The following is a 17,509-nucleotide window of genomic DNA, read 5'->3' on the forward strand; positions in this document are numbered from 1 at the left end:
GCGCTTAGTAAGGTGCAGGTAAGCGCTCCCTGAATAGGCCAATAACAATGATCGCACGCTATAAACTCCTAATTGCCGATGATCATCCGCTGGTACGTGAGGCGATGGCTCGGGTGATCCGCGAAGCCTACTCCGACGCTGAGGTGATTGAGGTCGAGGATTTCGACGAAGCACTGGCCTATGCCCAGCAGGACCCCGACCTTGATCTGATTTTGTTGGATCTGAACATGCCGGGGATGAACGGATTGACCGGATTGCTGCATCTGCGTAACGAGCAGCCGACGATTCCGGTGGTCATCGTATCCGCCGAAGAGGATAAGCAGATTATTCTGCAGGCGGTTTCCTGCGGTGCGGCGGGGTTTATTACCAAATCATTGCCTCGTGACCAGATGCGCCACGCCATTGCCCAGGTGCTGGAAGGCAATATCTTTCTACCTGCTGATGCCATGCGTGCGCCGGACAGTATTCGTAAACGTCGCCATCAGGATCAAGGCTTTACCGCAGAACAGCTGCGCCTGTTGACCCGCAAGCAGCTGCAAGTGTTAGAGCACATGACCCGCGGTGAATCTAACAAGATGATTGCTTATCATCTCAATATTGCGGAAACCACGGTGAAAGCCCACGTGTCGGCGATTTTACGCAAGCTGGGGGTAACCAGTCGCGTACAAGCGATTTTATCCGCCAACGATATCGATTTTTCCCAGTTCCTCAATCGTTGACTCGTTAAATTGATAGTGACCAGCGCTATCCAGCCAGTGGGTTTGCCAGCGGCCAACGCTGTTTATTTGGGTGAGCAAGTCGCCAAGCGCCTGTGAATGGAGGCTTTGTTGCCCAAGCCGATGCAGTGGCTGACGGGTACCTGCCAAGAGGCTTTGCCACTGGAGAATCAGCGCAGCCAGTGGCGTTTCAGGCGGTGTTAGCGTTGGCAGGTGCGCCTGTAGAACGCCATTCGACGTTTTCCAGAGGGCATCAGTGATTGCTATTAGCTTTTCTTCTATCCGTTTTTCCTCTATCTCCTTTATCAGCTTCCCCCCTGTGGAGACCGCTTCTTTGCTGATTTCCCCCACATTGCTGACTTGCCCCGCATTGCTAGTTTGTACGACATAGCCAAGTGAGCAGGGCGCGCCGTCGCCCCTGCGAACCGCTGCCACATAGCCCAAGTGATGGTCATCACGTGCCTGCTGAAAAAAAGCCGCGCTGTGATGCTGCTCCGCAAGTGCTAATAGTAATCGCTGGCTGGGAGTGCCCGGTAGGCTCAGTGTCCGCATGATGGCGGTGCTGGATGGTAAGTCGGCGAGAGAAGCCTGCACCGTGTGTTTTTCAATGCGACTCGCCAAGTTCGCTAGTGTGTTGCAAACGACTGCGGCTTCTGTGTCATGGGAAACCCATAGCGCAGGTGTGGCAGGCAGCGGCGTTAAGCGCTGAACCAGCTGCTGAGCCAGCAGTCCTTCATGAGCGTTGGGGGCAGCTAATGTGGCTTTTTCTAATAGCGCCACCATAGCGTGATTGGCTTGACTCCCCATCACTATTACCCAACTACCATGGGGCGAGTTCTCTTGCTTGAAGACAATGCCCTGAAGCGCCAGCCGCTGAGCGATGAGCGGGCTGGGGACAATCATTGCTCCCGGCACAAAGCAGGCCGCCCAGGCGTTATCGGCAAGTGCACCGAAATCCTCATCAACAGCGTACTGACCGCACCAACACTGCACGTTGGGGAAAGGCGTTGGGGAAGCATCAACAGCGCGAGGTGAAGCCGATGTAGGCGCGTTACCGATTAGCCAACGGACGTTGTCAGCGGAGAACGGGCTTGGGGCCGGTTGATGTTCAGAAGGCGGCGTAGCGAAACGACGAGCAAGCGTTTGGCGGCGGGCGTGTGCAAACCAAGCAGGGGCTAACTGCACCGTATCAGCGGGTGGCTGCCAAATAGTGTCGTGATCGTTAGGTGTTGTCCCGGGCAGGGGTGTGAAGAAGATTGCTAAGCGCTCACTTAGAGCAGCCGCAAGGGCTTTCACCTGTTCTTGTGTTGCAGTGCCACTTAACAGTAAGCCAAAGGCGTCTGTCGCCCCGCTAGGTGCCAGAGTTGCGCGGTAGTCGGTAATCGAATCAGGAAATTGTTCTACAAAATAGCCTTGCTGTACCGCATCAGCTAAGCCGCTAAGGGCGATAAGCTGATGACGTGCAATGGCCGATGGCAACGGCCACAGTAGCTCAACGGTATTGCTCGTACTGGCTACCTTCGCGCTGAGCTGGCGGCTCCAACGGGACGCAATAGCAAGCGAAGGCGCGTTGGGTGGTGATGGACTAAACCGCGCTGCCATGTGTTGGGTAAGGCGCGTCATGTCTACTATCTCCCAGGGGCTGATAATGGCGATGTTAACGCGGCCGCCATGGTAATAGGCGCGATGAAACGTGGTGAGCGCTTTAAGTAGCAGCGCCGTGTCACTGCCTAGGGTTTGCGCGTTGCCATGGCGGCAGCCTGCACCAACATGCTGTGGGTCAGCAAGTGCCGCGAGGGCATCCAGACGTTGCATTTGGGCGCTGTTCTGACGGGCATTCCACTCGGCATCGATCGCCGCCACTTCAGCGCGAATAGTCGATAAGGGCAGCGGTGGCCTGGCGAGCTGACGGGCAACGGTGAGCGCCGCTGCTTCTAGTTTGTTTGCTGGTATCGAGAAGTGCACATCAGTGACGTAGTCATCAGTATGGGCATTCAGGCTGCCTTGGTGCTGGGCAAGCCAGGTGAGCAGGCTGGTGTTAGAAGAGGCTTCCAGTGGCGCTGTGGTCAGCACGTGCTCTAACAGGTGGGCCAGCCCAGGTAGGGCGGGTGGCTCATCCAAATAGCCTGCCGCAATGGCGATGCTAACGTGAGCGCGGGTTAACTGGGGCGCCTGGGCCAGCACTCCCTGCACCCCGTTAGGTAGGGAGATACAGGGTTGTTGGAAACTGAGCTTAGCCATTGAGCAGGCTACGCAGCAGCGCGCGCAGTTTGCCGGGTCGTACCGGCTTGTTTAGCTGCGGAACGCCTGCATGACGCAGCCGCCTCTGCCAGTGGTCAGAGCGGTCGGCACTGAGAATAGCTGCTGGCAAGTGCGGGTCGTGCCAGTGCTGGCGAAGTTGGCGAATAGCCTCTAGGCCAGTGACGTTATCATCTAGGTGAAGATCAACTAACAGCATATCCGGTGCCTCCTGGCAGGCTTTAGCGGTATCGACATCCAGGGCGGTATCACAGCTGATCTGCCATTCGCTGAGCAGCAGCGCCATGCCTTCCAGAATCGTCGGCTCGTTATCCAGGATCAGCACGCGCAGCCCTTCGAACTCGGCGCCAGCGGAGGGCGGCGTGCTAGGGGCGGGGGCTTGGCTAAAGGAAATGCCGCTAGCACGGGGTACCTTAACCGCAAAACAGGAGCCTTGGCCGGGTGCTGAGCGCACCGAGAGTGGGTGCTCTAGGCGCTGGCTAATTCGCTCCACAATGGCAAGCCCTAAGCCCACGCCCTGGCGGTCACGCGCGCGGGTGGCGTTGAGTTGGTGAAACTCGCGGAAAATCAGTTGGTAGTCGCTTTCGGGAATGCCAATACCGCTATCAACCACCTGCACGGCAAGGCTGTCGTCACTATGGCGGCGGACACCCAGGCAGATCCCGCCACGCTGGGTATAGCGACAGGCGTTAGCCAGAAAGTTGCGCATAATGCGGCTGAGTAGATAAGGGTCGCTGGTTACCGCTTGATGAGAAGGCACATAGCGCAACGTTAGCCCTTTACGTTGCGCCACCGGGGTAAATTCATCAGCCAAGTTGCTGAGGATATCGTCGAGCTTAAAGTGGCGCAGCTGAGGCTGCACCTGACCATGGTCCAGGCGGGAGATATCAAGCAGATCGGAAAGTATCGCTTCGGCACCTTCCAGCGAGTTTTGAACGCTCTCAACCAGGGCTAAATTATCGCTGTTAATCAGCCGCTCCTGTAGTGACGCTACTAACAAACGTGCTGCATTCATAGGTTGCAGCAGGTCATGGCTAGCGGCGGCTAGATAGCGGTCTTTACTCTGGTTCGCAAACTCAGCGGCATCACGGGCGTTTCTAAGCTCCTCGTTGAGTCGTTCAAGCGCTTGGGTGCGGTCAGCAACCCGCGCTTCCAAATGGGCGTTGAGCGTCTCTAAATGCTGGCGGGCGCGTTCACGCTCGGTAATATCGGCAACAAAACCTTCAATTAGGTCTTCGTCTCCAGCCAGCTCGGCGGGCTTTTTTATCAGCGTAATAGCAACAGGCACCTGGCGGCCAGAGGCTGCCTGCAGCAAGGTGGTATGGCCCGTTACGTGGCCGTGGGAGAGCAGTAGGTCGCGCAGCTGCTGGCCAGTTGTGCGACTGACAAATAGAGCATCAAAGCGCGCGCAGCGCTCTAACGTATGCGTCACGCAGGGATCGTCGAGCATGGCGGCAAGCGCCGGGTTGGCGGCGCGCAGCTTGCCGGAAAGCGACGCCTGAAAAATACCGTGTAGTGCGTTTTCAAATAGCCACTTATAGCGGTTGCGCTCAACTTCCAGCTCTTCTAAACGCACGGAAAGCTCGCGATAGTAGCTTTTACGCGCCGACTGCTGACCCAGCCCGAGCAGATCGCTGACCGAAAAGCCCGAAGGATCGTTGGCTTTTTTCATAGCGCCTCTTCGTACACCACCGCTACATCCCGTGAGTTGGAACGGCGCGGGTTGGTCAAAATGCAGGGGTCGCCCAGCGCGTGGTTGGTGAGGAACGGCACGTCGCTGCGTGAGACGCCCATCTTGCCAAGCGTGCCTCCCAGGCCAACCGCATGTTTTAAATCGACTAAGTACCGGAACAGCGCTTTTTTGATCTGCTGCTGTGACAGCCCTCGGCAGTCGATACCCACGGCTTCGGCGACCCGCTTAAAACGATCGGGGGCGGCATCATAGTTATAAGCCACCACATGCTCTAATAGCATAGCGTTGCATAAACCGTGGGGGAGATCCAAGAAGCCGCCCAAACTATGCGACATCGCGTGTACTGCGCCCAAAATAGCGTTTGAGAACGCCAAGCCCGCTTGCATGCTGCCCAGCATTACCTGGGCGCGCAGCTCGCCATCGGTAGGGTTCGCCACCAGCGCCTCAAGATGGCTGCTGATCAACCGCATGGCTTCCAAGGCGTGAGTGTCGGTGAGCGGGCCGCTGCCGGTTGAAACGAACGCTTCAATGGCATGCACTAACGCGTCGACCCCGGTACAAGCGGTCAGGTAGGGCGACATGGTCATAGTGACTTCAGGATCGATCAGCGATACATCCGGCACGACGGCCTTGCTGATAATCGAGAATTTCATGCGCCGCTGCTGATCAGAAATAATCGCAAACTGGGAAATATCCGCCGAGGTGCCCGCCGTTGAAGGAATAAAAATCAGCGGAGGAATCGGCACGCGAATCGTATCAACGCCTTCAAAATCGAGAATATGCCCGCCGTGGGCCGTGACGATACCAATCCCCTTGGCGCAGTCCATCGGGCTGCCACCGCCTATCGCCACAATCGCTTTGCAGCCGGTTTCACGGTAAATCTCAGCGCCGGCCATAATCTCATCGACCCGTGGATTGGGCGATACGGCGGTAAAGCGCTCAACGGCAATGTTGGCTTCCAGCAACTTGGCTTCAATATCGGCGACCCAACCCGCCAGCAGCACGCCGGGGTCAGAGACCAGTAGCACCTTTTCTGCGCCGAAGGTGGTGACATAGTTGCCTGCAGCGTGGCGTGCACCGTTGCCAAAAATAATTTCAGGAGCGACAAACTTACGAAGTTGCGTGAGCGGCGATGTCATGGGGCGGTCTCGTTTATAGTTATTAACCATTATCTTAAGCACCTTAGGGGGTTGTTGCGCTACGACCTTGGTGCTGTCGCGGGGTATAAAGCACGCTGTTGATGTACGTGCGATTAGAAATATTGTTAAAACGTGATTAAAAATGCTGATAAAAGGCCAGCTCGCGGGCCAGCATGGTTCTTCGGGCTTTAGGGTGTCGAATACCATGGTATTCGTTATCAAACAGCAGTGTTTGTGCTTCGCCACCATGCTGCTCAATATGTCGCGCCATGGCGTGTGTCTGCTCCGGTACCACCACCGCGTCTTTGCCACCTTGAATAAACAGCGCCTGAATAGGTCTTGTGCACAGGCTGATCTGAGAGGCAGGGCTGCGCTGAGCTAGCAGGGCGTCATCGCCGATTAGCCAGCCCAGATAGCCGGACTCAAAGCGGTGCGTTTGTGCCGCTAGGGTGAGCGCATTGGTGACACCGTACAGGCTGGTGGCCGCAGCAAACAGTGGCGTGGCCGCTAGGGCATTGAGGGCGGTAAATCCACCAGCGCTTTGGCCGCGAATAAAGCAGCGCGCTGTGTCAATCGCAAAGCGTGCGCAGACGGCGTTTACCAGGGCAATCACATCCTCGGTATCGCTGACGCCCCACTGGCCGGCTAACCCTTCACGGTAGCGGCGACCAAAGTTGCCGCTGCCACGGGGGTTGATATCTAAAACGTGAAAGCCCTGCTGCTGCCAATAGGCCACCAGCGGGTCGTAGATGGGATAGGTGGCGGCGGTTGGCCCGCCGTGAACGCGCACAATCATTGGCGCAGCGCGGTTGGCTGAGGCTGAGTAGAAAAAGCCGTGAACCGTTTCGCCTTTATTACCCACCGGCGCTTCAAGCCACTGGGCGGTGGCAGGTGCTTTTGCGATTACGCTACCCGTTGAGTTTGTGCTATCCACTGAGTGTGCGTTACCCACGACGTTACCCACTAAGTATCTGCGTGAGCCATTTTCGTTGAACCGTATAAGCTGGGCGCCGCTGGTGGCGCTTTGTACTATGGCGTAATCGCCGTGTTGTGCCAGCGTGATGCTTGCCACGCGGCCGGGGTCGGGTAGCAGTGCTTCCACCTGCTCGCCGGTACGGCGGTATAGCTGCGCTGCACCCTGGTGTAGTTGGCAGTAAATCTGCAGATTGTCTCGCCAAGCGTGCTGGCGCTCACCCAGTTGCCATGGCGTGGTGATGTGATCAACGGGGGCGCTGCTCAGACACATGGGGGAGGCCAGATTAACCTGCCAGGGTTGCCACCAGCCAGCATGATCGCTCATGCAGATCAGCGCGTTGTGCGGGCCAAACTGTGGCTGGCTAATTGCTGTGCCAAAGTCCCAGCTATCAAAGGCCTGTAGCGCGCCGTTAGCCGCCACCTGTGCGAGGTGCAACTGGCTGCGCTGCCAGGGCATATAAGGCAGTGACCAGCTCACCCACGCTAGATAGTTACCATCGTCGCTTATTATCGGCGCGCCGTAGAAGTCGATGCTTTCTGCCAATACCTGCCGATCGCTATCAGTGACGGCGACCAGCCGCTGACCGCGGGCATCTTCCTCAACCGCTAATACACGGTGGCGCTTAGGGTCAGCGCACAGCCCACCGTAGGCGGTTTGCGGGCGCTGTTGCCAGCAGTAGCTTTTACCGTGGTGGCGGAGCTGCATGATGGCCTGGTCGTGCTGGCGCACCCATACGACGCCCCCTAGCAGTGGCGTGTAGCTGCCGCCGCCGTACTGGTTCACGCGGCTACCCACCGCCTCTTCTATTACACAGTGCGGCGGCTCATTGCTGTTAGCTCGCCACTGCCAAAGCTGCATGTCGCCCGTTTGCGGGCAGCGAGCCAGCCAGTAAACCGTCTCGGTGTCGCTATGCAGTTCGTTCAGGGTGTCGCAGGGCTCGGCGGCATCCGCTAGGGTAAGTCGCATAGGCGTGCTCCTTAGTGTGGGGCGCCCCACAGCAGCCGTGCTTCATAGCGTGGGTAAAGCTGCATCACGCTGCGGGTAAACTCGTATTCGGCGAGTGCGATGGTGCTAAACGTGTCAGGTAATTCACCAGCCAAGGCGTGATTGGCCCCCAACCCTTCGCTAGCCACGTCGCTGAGGCGCTGGTCTAGCCATTCAAGGTAATCAATGGTTTGGTCAATGATCGTTGCGGGGGGAGCGCTGGGGCCATGGCCGGGCACCGCGATTCTGGCGTCGAGCGCGCTGAGGTCGCTCAGTTCTTCCAGCCACTGTTGAAGGCCAGGGGTGTGAGCGGTAGCGGCAGCGCGTTGGTAGAAGCCCATGTCACCCAAAAACAGCACGCCGGTGGCGTGATCCATAATCACCAGATCCCCCCCGCTATGGCCGCTCATGGCATATAGGGTGAGTGGGTAGCTGCCCAGCGTTATGTCACCGGCCTCAATCACCTCGGGTAGGGCAACAGACGAGCGTTCCAAGCTGCGCCCGGTCAGCCGCTCGACGTTGTCGATCAGCGCGTCTGTGTCGCGAGCCATCAGGTCGCGGGTCGTGGCCAGAGTGAGGTGCTGTGCCTTGTCAAAGGCGGCATTGCCGAAAAAGTGATCGGGGTGGTGGTGGGTAGTTAAGACCCACCTTACGGGTTGAGAGGTGTGCTGAGCAATCAGCGCTTTTAGCGCCTCGCCAAAGTGTGGGCTACTGCCGCTATCGATGAGAATGACGCCGTTGGGCGTGGCAATAAACGCCTGGTTGCCGATGTGGCCGCAGTTGCTGGTGGAAAGCTCTTCTGTTAGGCCTTCCACCATCCAGGTGTTTTCCGCAACTGGTTGAGCCACTAGCGGACGTTCGCAGAACATTACCGGCTCGCTGGCCAACAGCGGGGCGGCTAGCAGTGCCGCTAGACTACCTAAGAAGTGCGCTTTCATGGCTGAAGGCCCATGGAAAAACGATTGCCGTTGTTGTCCCGTGCACCAATCACATAGCCACCCGGCGAGGAGCGCATATGCAGCCCTAAGGTAGGGTTGGCGCTTACCGAGGCTTCGATATCCAAGGTGGCCACTTGCTGGCCCTGATGGTCGAGCATTTCAAACGACTGCACGTAAAAGGCCGGTTGACTGGGGATTAAGCCGCTGTCCATGGGGTGAGAAAGGCGCAACCGCAGGCGTTGCTCATCCTCATTGTCGAACAAACGCCCCTGTAGCTCGCCGAAGGTGTTTTCCCAGTCAGTGTCAGCGGTGGCAATACCGGGTGTGGTGCAGCCGCCCCCTTCTGCTTCAATGTAGGTGCCGCCAACATGCCAGGTATCTCCCTGCTTCACCGCGACGCGCACGGCGGAGGCTTGTTCCAAACGAATATTCAGCGAAAGCTTGGCTAAGCCGTGACTCATTGGTGAGTACGTGAATAGGCGGGGAATGGGGTTGAGATCGACCCAGGCGATAATATCGGTGATTGGTTCACCGCTGGCCTCTAGGGCGCTGGCGTCTAGCTCAATGGGGACTTGTCCTGAGTCTTCGGCAAACCTTGGTGCGTTCACGATGACTCGCTCGTCAAATACCACGGAGGCATCGCCCAAGAAGCGTTCGCGGTAAACAGGCCACATAAAGGAATTAAGCGGGTCTTTTTCGGCGGTATTCAGTGTCGCCGCGTGAGAGGCCGGCGGAAACACGCTAATTAAAAGGCAGGCAAGCGCCGCGAGGGTCGCGGCGAGCCGTGGAGGGATGAACGTCTGCGTTAATAAAACCATGATGCCTCCCCGCTATGCGTGTTATTGGCCTTTAGTGGTTTCCATGCTGACGGTTTCCAGCCAAGTGCGGATGGCCCAGAGGCCTTCTTGGCTAACGTAGTCGGACATTCGTGGCATCAGTACGCGGCCGTTGCGTTCAGCACCGTTGGTGACCAGCTCTTTGTACCACTCATCGCCCCATGCGCCGTTTTCAAGCTCACGTAGGTCGGGGGCGATGCCGCCAGATTTTGCCTCTAGGCCGTGGCAGGCTGCGCAGTTACTGTTATAGGCACGGGCACCGATATCCACGGCTAGTTCGTGCTGGGGATGATCTTCACGGTAGGGGTTCTCTTCTAGCCACTCGTCTCCCAGAAGCTCTAACCCCTTAATATCGACTGGCTGAGGGGTGACATCGCCATGTGACCACGCCAGCGGTGACGCCAGCAATGCAACAAGGGCGATGGCACCGGCTTGGCCGTAGAAGCGTAAGGGCGTTTTTGTCGGGGTGGTTTGTGTCAGCTGCGTTTTTGTCAGCACGTTTTTTGTAATGGTCATGGGAATGCTCCTCAAGGGGGGTCGATGTCACGTCACTTGAGTGAGCATAGGCAGGCCAGCGCTTAGTCCCAATAGCACCTTAGGCATCGCTGGACTCCTCCTTTGGAAGTAGTGCTAAATCAGGATGAGAACGCGACTGGAGGGGTAGGTTGGTTTTTTATCCGAGCTTCTAAGCTGAGCTTAGTCTTGCAAACACCACGCAAGCAGCAGCTTGGCCGCTTTGCAGCCATTGCATTGTGATCATTACTCGGATGGAAAACCCATGACATACGCTACCAATAACAACACGTCAGCTCGTAACATTTCGTGGCCCTTTCGCCTGCGTACGCTCACCGCCGCCGTTGCTTATGCCTCTGCGCTAGGCATAGGTGGCGTTGCGATGACAGCTAACGCCAGCCAGGTGACCTGGGATGATATTCTCAATGACCATGACAACACTGAAACCGTGTTGATGTATGGCATGGGTGTGAAAGCACAACGCTACAGCCCGCTCGACCAAATTAATGCTGACAACGTAGAGATGCTTTCCCCCGCGTGGTCGCACTCCTTCGGTGATGAAATGCAGCGTGGTCAAGAGTCCCAAGCGCTGATCCATGAAGGGGTAATCTATGTCACCGGCTCTTATTCACGTATTTTCGCCATTGATGCGCGTACCGGCCAGCGTCTGTGGTCCTACAATCATCGCCTGCCCAGCGATATTCGCCCCTGCTGTGACGTAGTCAACCGCGGTGCGGCCATTTACGGCGATAAGGTGTTCTTCGGCACCCTGGATGCGGGCATCGTCGCGCTGAATAAGGATACCGGTGACGTGGTGTGGCGCGAGCGTTTTGGTGACCATCGCTCGGGTTACACCATGACTGGGGCGCCCACCATTGTGGAAGATCAGGAAACGGGCCGTGTCATGCTGATTCATGGCTCTTCAGGCAACGAGTTTGGCATTGTCGGCAAGCTCTATGCCCGTGACGTGGAGACTGGCGAAGAAATTTGGATGCGGCCCTTTGTGGAAGGCCACGTGGGCCGTTTGAATGGTGAAGAGAGCACGCCAACAGGCGATGCCAGTGCACCTTCCTGGCCTGATGATCCCGATAGTGAAACCGGTAAAGTGCAAGCCTGGAGCCAAGGTGGTGGAGCGCCGTGGCAGAGTGCCAGCTTTGATCCCGATACCAATACCATCATCATTGGGGCAGGCAACCCCGCGCCTTGGAACGGCTGGGCACGCACCTCAGAAGATGGCGACCCATCTGACTACGACAGTCTTTATACCTCTGGCCAGCTAGGGGTTGACCCCTCCACCGGTGAAGTGAAGTGGTTCTACCAACACACCCCCAATGATACCTGGGATTTCTCAGGCAATAACGAGATCGTGTTGTTCGAGTACGAAGATGAAAACGGCGAAATGGTTAACGCCGGTGCCCACGCCGACCGTAACGGCTTCTTCTATATCACTGATCGTACCAACGGCGAGCTGATTAATGCCTTCCCGTTTGTCGATAACATCACCTGGGCCACCCACATTGACTTGGAAACAGGCCGCCCGGTAGAGGTGGAAGGCCAGCGTCCTGCGCGCTTGAAAGAGGGGGAAACGCGCTCTGAAGCCGTTGAAGTGTCGCCACCCTTCCTTGGCGGTAAAAACTGGAACCCGATGGCGTATAGCCAAGACACGGGGCTGTTCTACGTGCCTGCTAACCATTGGAAGGAAGATTACTGGACAGAAGAAGTCGACTACGTGGAAGGGGCCGCTTATCTAGGCATGGGCTTCCGCATTAAACGCATGTACGACGATCATGTTGGTATTTTACGAGCTGTTGACCCAATCACGGGTGAGTTTGCCTGGGAGCATAAAGAACCAATGCCATTATGGGCAGGTGTCTTGGCGACCCACGGTAATCTGGTGTTTACCGGCACAGGGGATGGCTACTTTAAAGCGTTCCACGCTGAAACTGGTGAAGAGCTTTGGAAATTCCAAGTCGGTACCGGCATCATCTCACCACCGATCACCTGGGAAATGGATGGTGAACAATACATTGGTGTTACCGCAGGCTACGGCGGCGCAGTTCCACTATGGGGTGGTGATATGGCTGAGCTGACGCGACCGATTGCGCAGGGCGGCTCGTTCTGGGTCTTTAAACTGCCTTCCTTCGTACAAGATCTGGCTAATCGTTAAGTTATTCGCGTGTGTTTGGGCGGCATGTGCCGCCCTTTTTTAGATGGAGAGAATAATAATGAAAAATCGTATCGCCCAGCGCTCCTACCGTCGTGTTAACGCCCATCGCAGTGCTCGAAAAATAGTCGGTCTGCTACTCTGCATGGGGGTCGTTGGTACAGCCGCTACTGCCTCGGCAGACAGCAGCTATGATGAATTTGCCCCCCCTGTGTTTAACGGTTGCCAGCTGGTGCCTGGCACCCAGTGCGCGGACATGGATCTATCCGGCGGCGACTTTTCCAACCTTGACCTGCAAGGGGCTAACTTTGCGGGCAGCAATTTAGATAATGCGGACTTTCGTCACAGCAATTTACGTAGCGTTGATTTTGAAGGCGCATCGCTGCGCCATGCCAACCTTAATCGTGCGCGCATGCCCAACACGCATCTGCGAGGCGCAGACCTTTCCCATGCGAGTTTAATTGGGCTAGATAGCTGGAGTATTTACGCCCAAGGCGCGATTTTTGACCACGCTGACTTAACGGGTGCCAACCTTGGGTTTGCTCGTCTATCCGGTGCCAGCATGCAAGCGGCGACGTTGCTGGGTAGTAACCTGGAAATGGCGTGGATGAATAAGGTCAACCTTATCGGTGCCGACCTGCGTGATGCCAACCTGCAGGAAGCTAAAATGAACATTACCCGCCTGAATAATGCCGATATGACCGGTGCGCGCATCCACTACGGTAACTTTCAACTGGCGCAAATGGAGGGGTGTACCGCCTGTCCGTTCGACTGGGAGTAAAGCGTATGGCGACCATCGACTCGGCGCATCCTGTGCGCCGTTGCTGTATGAGGGGGATCTGGATAGGGGGTGTCTGGGCAGGCGGGCTGTTCAGTATGCTAGCCGGGGCTGAACAGCCCTCAGCCCCCTTTCACCAGTCAGCGTCTTTCAACCAAGAAGGCTACCGGTTACCGCCTTTCAAGGCTCCTGTGACGGCTGCGTTACCGGGAGTCACCGTGCTAGATGACCATGCCTTTCAATCCCTGGTGGACGCATCGCCTGTGATACTGGTAGATGTTAATGCACTGCCCTGGCGCGACGGCCTGTTTTTACAGGATAGCCCTCATCTCACCATTCCTGATAGCGTTTGGCTGCCCAACGTTGGCGCTCCTGCGCTGGAAGATGCGTGGGTCGACTATTTCAGCGATGCACTTAATGCGTTTCGCGAGCATCCAGAGGCGGTACCGCTGGTGTTTTTCTGCCGGGCTGACTGCTGGCTTTCCTGGAACGCTGCCCGGCGTGCTGAGGCAATGGGCTATGAAGGGCTGTATTGGTACCCCAATGGGGTGGATGGCTGGCAAGCGAGCGGTCATTCGTTAGCCGCTGTTTGCCCGCAGCTGCCCGCTCATGCTGAGCGAGCTACCTGCGAGCCTTAATAGGTTAACTAGGTTTATTGCCGATAAATCAGCTCGGGTGGTTGGCGGGGCGAAGGCGCTGCCAAGCCACTCTGACTTTCAGCCTGACCCTGCAACTGCTTTGTTTGCAACAGCTTTGACTGGCGAGCATTGCGGGGAATCAGGGTCGCTTGATCAGAAGTGATTGTGGCATTTTCTGTGATCAGGCTCTCTAACAACCCATGCTGAGGAGAGTGTTGGCACACGGGGTCAGTGGCGTTCATATCACCGGTTAACAAATAAGCTTGGCAGCGGCAGCCGCCATGGTCTTTATCGCGATCGTCGCACTGTTGGCAAAGCGTCGGCATCCACTGGGTGCCGCGGAAACGGTTGAAGGCATCGCTTTGGTACCAAATGTCCTGCAGTGATGTCTCTTTGACGTTGGGAAACGCCATCGGCAGCTCCCTGGCGCTATGGCAAGGCAATACGGCACCATCTGGAGCAACGGTCATAAAAATACTGCCCCAACCGCCCATGCACGCTTTAGGCGCTTGTTCAAAGTAGTCCGGCACCACAAACAGCAATGACATATCGCGGCCACGCGCCGCGAGTGTTTCACGCCAGCGGTTGGTTTCCGCTTCGGCACGTATCAGCTGTTCACGGGTGGGCATCAGCGCTTGGCGGTTCAAAAACGCCCAGCCGTAATATTGGCAGTTGGCCAGTTCAACCGCATCTGCGCCTAGCTCATCGCAAAGCGCAATCAGGTCGCCAATTTGATCGATATTGTGCCGATGCAGCACCACGTTCAACACCATGGGGTAGCCTGCCGATTTGACGGCTTTGGCCATCGCCAGCTTGTTGGCGTGAGCCTTGGCAGAGCCTGCCAGCGCCTGGGCCAGTTCGGGGTCGGCAGCTTGTAGGCTAATCTGGATATGATCCAGACCTGCTTCTGCCAGGGCGTCTACCCGCTGGGCAGTGAGGCCCACGCCGGAGGTCAGCAGGTTGGTATAAAAGCCAAGCGTGCGTGCTTCACTTACTAGCGCTTCCAGGTCTTGGCGAATCAGCGGCTCGCCGCCGGAAAACCCTAACTGAGCCGCCCCCATGGCCCTGGCTTGGCGCAGTACGCTAAACCACGCATCGGTATCCAGCTCGTTTTGGTAGCGGGTAAAGGCCAGCGGGTTAGAGCAGTAAGCGCACTGCAGCGGGCAGCGGTAGGTGAGTTCCGCCAGCAGCCATAAAGGCGGTGAGGTCGCTTCAGCGGCTGGGTTGGCTGAATGTTGATTGAGCCTGTTTTTATTAGCCACAATGCACCTCCTTCACAGCTAGCCAGCCGTTGCTGCGGGCTTCATCGATAAACTGCACGACGTCGTCTGCTAAGGTCTCTGCGCCTGGGTAGCGCTGCTGTAGGGTGGCGATAATGTCGCCGATAGTTTGCTGGCCGTCGACCTGTTCAAGAATCGCGCCGGCAGTCGCGCTGAGCTTGACCATGCCCTCGGGGTAGAGAATAACGTGGCAGCCCTGAATGGCTTCCCACTGTAAGCGCCAGCCGCGTCGCAGCTGGTAAATATCGTGATGTGACATGGCGAGTTGTTGTGACATGGTGAATTCCCCAACGCTGGTCGATCATGGCCTAGTAATGTGAGTGCTCAAGCCCACGGTGATATACCGCTTCGCGGGTGACGGTGTGATAAGGCGGGCGGTCTAACTGATAGGCCATGGTCATGGCATCCAGCATGCTCCACAGCACATCGAGCTTAAATTGCAGAATGTCCAGCGCGCGCTGCTGCAGCGCCACGGTCGTACATACACCTAAGGCGATTTCCAGGCCATGCTCAACGTCTCGGCGGGCCTCGCTGAGCCGCTTGCGGAAATAGCGATAGCCCTGCTCGTTGATCCATGGGTAGTGCTGGGGCCAGGTATCCAAGCGGTTTTGGTGGGCAAGTGGCGCAAACAGTTCAGTCAGCGATGAGATCGCTGCCTCCTGCCAGGGCGCGCGGGCGACAAAGTGGCGGTAGGCATCAACTGCAAAGCGCACGCCGGGTAACACACGCTCCTGGGAAAGCAGCGTATGACGCGGTAGCCCTACGGCTTCACCGAGCGCCAACCAGGCTTCAATTCCGCCTTCATCTTCAGCGTGGCCGTCGTGGTCAAGCAGGCGTTGTACCCATCGCCTGCGGGTAGCGGCATCGGGGCAGTTGGCCAGCAGCGCGGCATCTTTTTGGGGAATCATCAGCTGGTAGTAAAAGCGGTTAGCCACCCAGCCCTGCAGCTGCTCTCGGGTAAGTTCGCCATTGGCCATCGCCTGCTGAAAGGGGTGGTTAAGGTGGTAGTACTGCCCTTTACTCATTAGCGCTTCACGGAACGCCTCCCGGCTGAGCGGGGTGGTAGAAGCGCAGGGCGTTATCGCTGTCAGCGCCATGATCTATCTCCTGATTGTTATTGTTAGTGCTGCTGATGTCAGTGCTCTATAAAGAAACAGGTCGGCTATAGGGTAAGTTTCATACCGTCGTAAGCGGTTTCGATGCCTGCGGCCTGCACCGTTTTCGCTGCATCGCTTGCGCTGTCCAATATCGGATTAGTGTTGTTGATATGAATCAAAATGCGCCGCGTGCTGCTGGGTAGTTCGCTCAACAGCTCACACATACCGCCGTTGCCATTGAGCGCGAGATGACCCATTTGTTGGCCTGTTGAGGTGCCAACGCCGAGTGTCTGCATTTCATTGTCTTCCCACAGGGTGCCATCGACCATCACCACATCAGCAGCGTTTAAGAAACGCATCGCCAGCGGTGTTGGGTTGCCAAGCCCAGGGGCATAGCAAAGCGACTTGCCGCTGCGGCGGTCGACTATATACAGCCCTAAATTATCGCCACAGGAGGGTGCGCCGCGCCGTGGTGAGTAGGGTGGGGCATTGCTGTGTAGTGCAAAGGCGGTGAGTGTGATATCGGGTAGAAAGGGAATCGAAAATTCAGTAACTTCCTGCTGATTTTCCAACCCAATCGGCTGCCACTGCAGTCCGCCCCAGTGCTCCAGCATCGGGAAGAGTGGAAAGCCGGTAGATAAATCGCGATGCACATTGGGCGTGCACCATACCTCCAGCGGGCAGCCCTCTCTTAGTGAAAGTAGCCCGGTGACGTGGTCGATCTGGGCATCCACCAGCAGCACGCCGCGAACACCGCTGCCACGCAGCTCGCTTGGCCATAATTCCGGATTAGCATTGAGCTGGGCGCGAATGTCAGGGGATGCATTGCATAGCAACCACTGTTTGCCATCCACGCTTAACGCGATCGATGACTGGGTGCGCGGCTGATGGTCGGCACTGCCCTGGCGAGTGTGATAGCAGTTCGAACAGTTGCAATTCCACTGGGGAAAGCCGCCGCCTGCGGCAGCCCCAAGAACTAAAACCTGCATAGGCTGGCCTCCTACGTTGGTGCTGCAGTGAAAGCCCCTGCCCAGTAAAAACGAGTTGTTAAAGACAGGGGCCGCGGCTCGGTTGCTAGAGATTAGCGGGTAGAGATATACAGCGTTACTTCAAAACCAAGGCGCATATCGTGATAGGTCGGTTTGGTCCACATAAGAGACTCTCCTGCGTTGTTAATCATGTTGTTGTGAGTGTTCATGCGAGTGTTGATATGGGAGTTGGTGGCAGTTCATCGTGTTTGCCCTACCCACTTCTTCAGTTAATCACTGGTAGGGCAAACTGCCTGCGGTACTTTGGGAGTAGTTTTCTCGCCCTTTTGGTGGGGATTGATGCCAATTCAAGTGAATGTTGTAGTTAAACAACGCAGTTGAATCCAAGGTTGAATAGTAACTGGCGGTCGCCGCGTTAGATCCTAGACTGCTATCTGGCGTAATCACTTGCGCTAGCAGTAAGGTTCAGCGCTCAATGGCCAGGGGTGAAAACGTAAGCGTTTTGGTAC

At 56.8% G+C, this 17,509-nt stretch carries 16 protein-coding genes; 4 read left to right on the forward strand and 12 right to left on the reverse strand.

What is annotated here, in order from left to right:
• Nucleotides 1-47 precede the first annotated feature (47 nt).
• Nucleotides 48-719: a response regulator gene (locus RVM27_RS10250; protein ID WP_081135980.1), complete on the forward strand. Its 672-nt coding sequence runs from the start codon at nt 48-50 to the stop codon at nt 717-719.
• Here the strand turns inward: RVM27_RS10250 and RVM27_RS10255 are convergent.
• From RVM27_RS10255 to pedF, 7 genes are all read right to left on the reverse strand, one after another.
• Nucleotides 675-2,900 carry an insulinase family protein gene (locus RVM27_RS10255; RefSeq protein WP_249273162.1) on the reverse strand — a complete coding sequence of 742 codons (2,226 nt, stop codon included), beginning with the start codon at nt 2,898-2,900 and terminating at the stop codon, nt 675-677. The genes RVM27_RS10250 and RVM27_RS10255 overlap by 45 nt on opposite strands.
• A gap of 49 nt (nt 2,901-2,949) precedes the next feature.
• Nucleotides 2,950-4,647, reverse strand: a complete 1,698-nt coding sequence (locus RVM27_RS10260; RefSeq protein WP_498956511.1) for a PAS domain-containing hybrid sensor histidine kinase/response regulator — start codon at nt 4,645-4,647, stop codon at nt 2,950-2,952.
• Complete coding sequence (gene ercA / locus RVM27_RS10265; protein ID WP_498956512.1) at nt 4,644-5,807, reverse strand: iron-containing alcohol dehydrogenase; 1,164 nt, start codon at nt 5,805-5,807, stop codon at nt 4,644-4,646. Before ercA ends, RVM27_RS10260 begins: the two co-directional genes overlap by 4 nt.
• Nucleotides 5,808-5,943: 136 nt before the next feature.
• Nucleotides 5,944-7,749 (reverse strand): alpha/beta hydrolase family protein, encoded by a 1,806-nt coding sequence (locus RVM27_RS10270; RefSeq protein ID WP_081135986.1) that lies wholly within the window; start codon nt 7,747-7,749, stop codon nt 5,944-5,946.
• A gap of 11 nt (nt 7,750-7,760) precedes the next feature.
• Nucleotides 7,761-8,705, reverse strand: coding sequence for a quinoprotein relay system zinc metallohydrolase 1 (locus RVM27_RS10275; RefSeq protein WP_498956513.1), 945 nt, complete (start codon nt 8,703-8,705; stop codon nt 7,761-7,763).
• On the reverse strand, nt 8,702-9,523 hold the full coding sequence (locus tag RVM27_RS10280) for a quinoprotein dehydrogenase-associated SoxYZ-like carrier (RefSeq protein WP_081135990.1): 822 nt from the start codon (nt 9,521-9,523) through the stop codon (nt 8,702-8,704). Before RVM27_RS10280 ends, RVM27_RS10275 begins: the two co-directional genes overlap by 4 nt.
• 21 nt (nt 9,524-9,544) lie before the next feature.
• The gene (gene pedF, locus RVM27_RS10285) at nt 9,545-10,057 is read right to left on the reverse strand and encodes a cytochrome c-550 PedF (protein WP_081135992.1); all 513 of its coding nucleotides are present in this window, start codon (nt 10,055-10,057) and stop codon (nt 9,545-9,547) included.
• 379 nt (nt 10,058-10,436) lie between these two features.
• On the opposite strand from pedF, the gene RVM27_RS10290 reads away from it, so the two are divergent.
• The 3 genes from RVM27_RS10290 to RVM27_RS10300 all read left to right on the forward strand — a co-directional run bounded on the left by RVM27_RS10290 (nt 10,437) and on the right by RVM27_RS10300 (nt 13,634).
• Complete coding sequence (locus RVM27_RS10290; RefSeq protein WP_498957767.1) at nt 10,437-12,221, forward strand: PQQ-dependent methanol/ethanol family dehydrogenase; 1,785 nt, start codon at nt 10,437-10,439, stop codon at nt 12,219-12,221.
• A gap of 58 nt (nt 12,222-12,279) precedes the next feature.
• Nucleotides 12,280-12,999 (forward strand): pentapeptide repeat-containing protein, encoded by a 720-nt coding sequence (locus RVM27_RS10295; protein ID WP_081135994.1) that lies wholly within the window; start codon nt 12,280-12,282, stop codon nt 12,997-12,999.
• A gap of 95 nt (nt 13,000-13,094) precedes the next feature.
• The gene (locus tag RVM27_RS10300) at nt 13,095-13,634 is read left to right on the forward strand and encodes a rhodanese-like domain-containing protein (RefSeq protein WP_230478459.1); all 540 of its coding nucleotides are present in this window, start codon (nt 13,095-13,097) and stop codon (nt 13,632-13,634) included.
• A 14-nt stretch (nt 13,635-13,648) separates the two neighbouring features.
• Here the strand turns inward: RVM27_RS10300 and pqqE are convergent, their stop codons facing one another.
• The 5 genes from pqqE to pqqA form a co-directional block, all read right to left on the reverse strand.
• A complete protein-coding gene (gene pqqE / locus RVM27_RS10305) occupies nt 13,649-14,896 on the reverse strand; it encodes a pyrroloquinoline quinone biosynthesis protein PqqE (RefSeq protein WP_081136000.1) in 1,248 nt (415 codons plus the stop codon).
• Nucleotides 14,889-15,191, reverse strand: coding sequence for a pyrroloquinoline quinone biosynthesis peptide chaperone PqqD (gene pqqD, locus RVM27_RS10310; RefSeq protein WP_212636725.1), 303 nt, complete (start codon nt 15,189-15,191; stop codon nt 14,889-14,891). The genes pqqE and pqqD overlap by 8 nt, the downstream gene beginning before the upstream one ends.
• 31 nt (nt 15,192-15,222) lie before the next feature.
• Nucleotides 15,223-16,011, reverse strand: a complete 789-nt coding sequence (gene pqqC, locus RVM27_RS10315; RefSeq protein ID WP_264017562.1) for a pyrroloquinoline-quinone synthase PqqC — start codon at nt 16,009-16,011, stop codon at nt 15,223-15,225.
• 65 nt (nt 16,012-16,076) lie between these two features.
• Nucleotides 16,077-17,000 carry a pyrroloquinoline quinone biosynthesis protein PqqB gene (gene pqqB, locus RVM27_RS10320; protein WP_498956514.1) on the reverse strand — a complete coding sequence of 308 codons (924 nt, stop codon included), beginning with the start codon at nt 16,998-17,000 and terminating at the stop codon, nt 16,077-16,079.
• Between the two features lie 92 nt (nt 17,001-17,092).
• Nucleotides 17,093-17,164 (reverse strand): pyrroloquinoline quinone precursor peptide PqqA, encoded by a 72-nt coding sequence (gene pqqA, locus RVM27_RS10325; protein WP_081136035.1) that lies wholly within the window; start codon nt 17,162-17,164, stop codon nt 17,093-17,095.
• Between the last annotated feature and the right edge of the window lie 345 nt (nt 17,165-17,509).

Source organism: Halomonas sp. KM007 (assembly GCF_050709225.1).
GTDB lineage: Bacteria > Pseudomonadota > Gammaproteobacteria > Pseudomonadales > Halomonadaceae > Vreelandella > Vreelandella hamiltonii.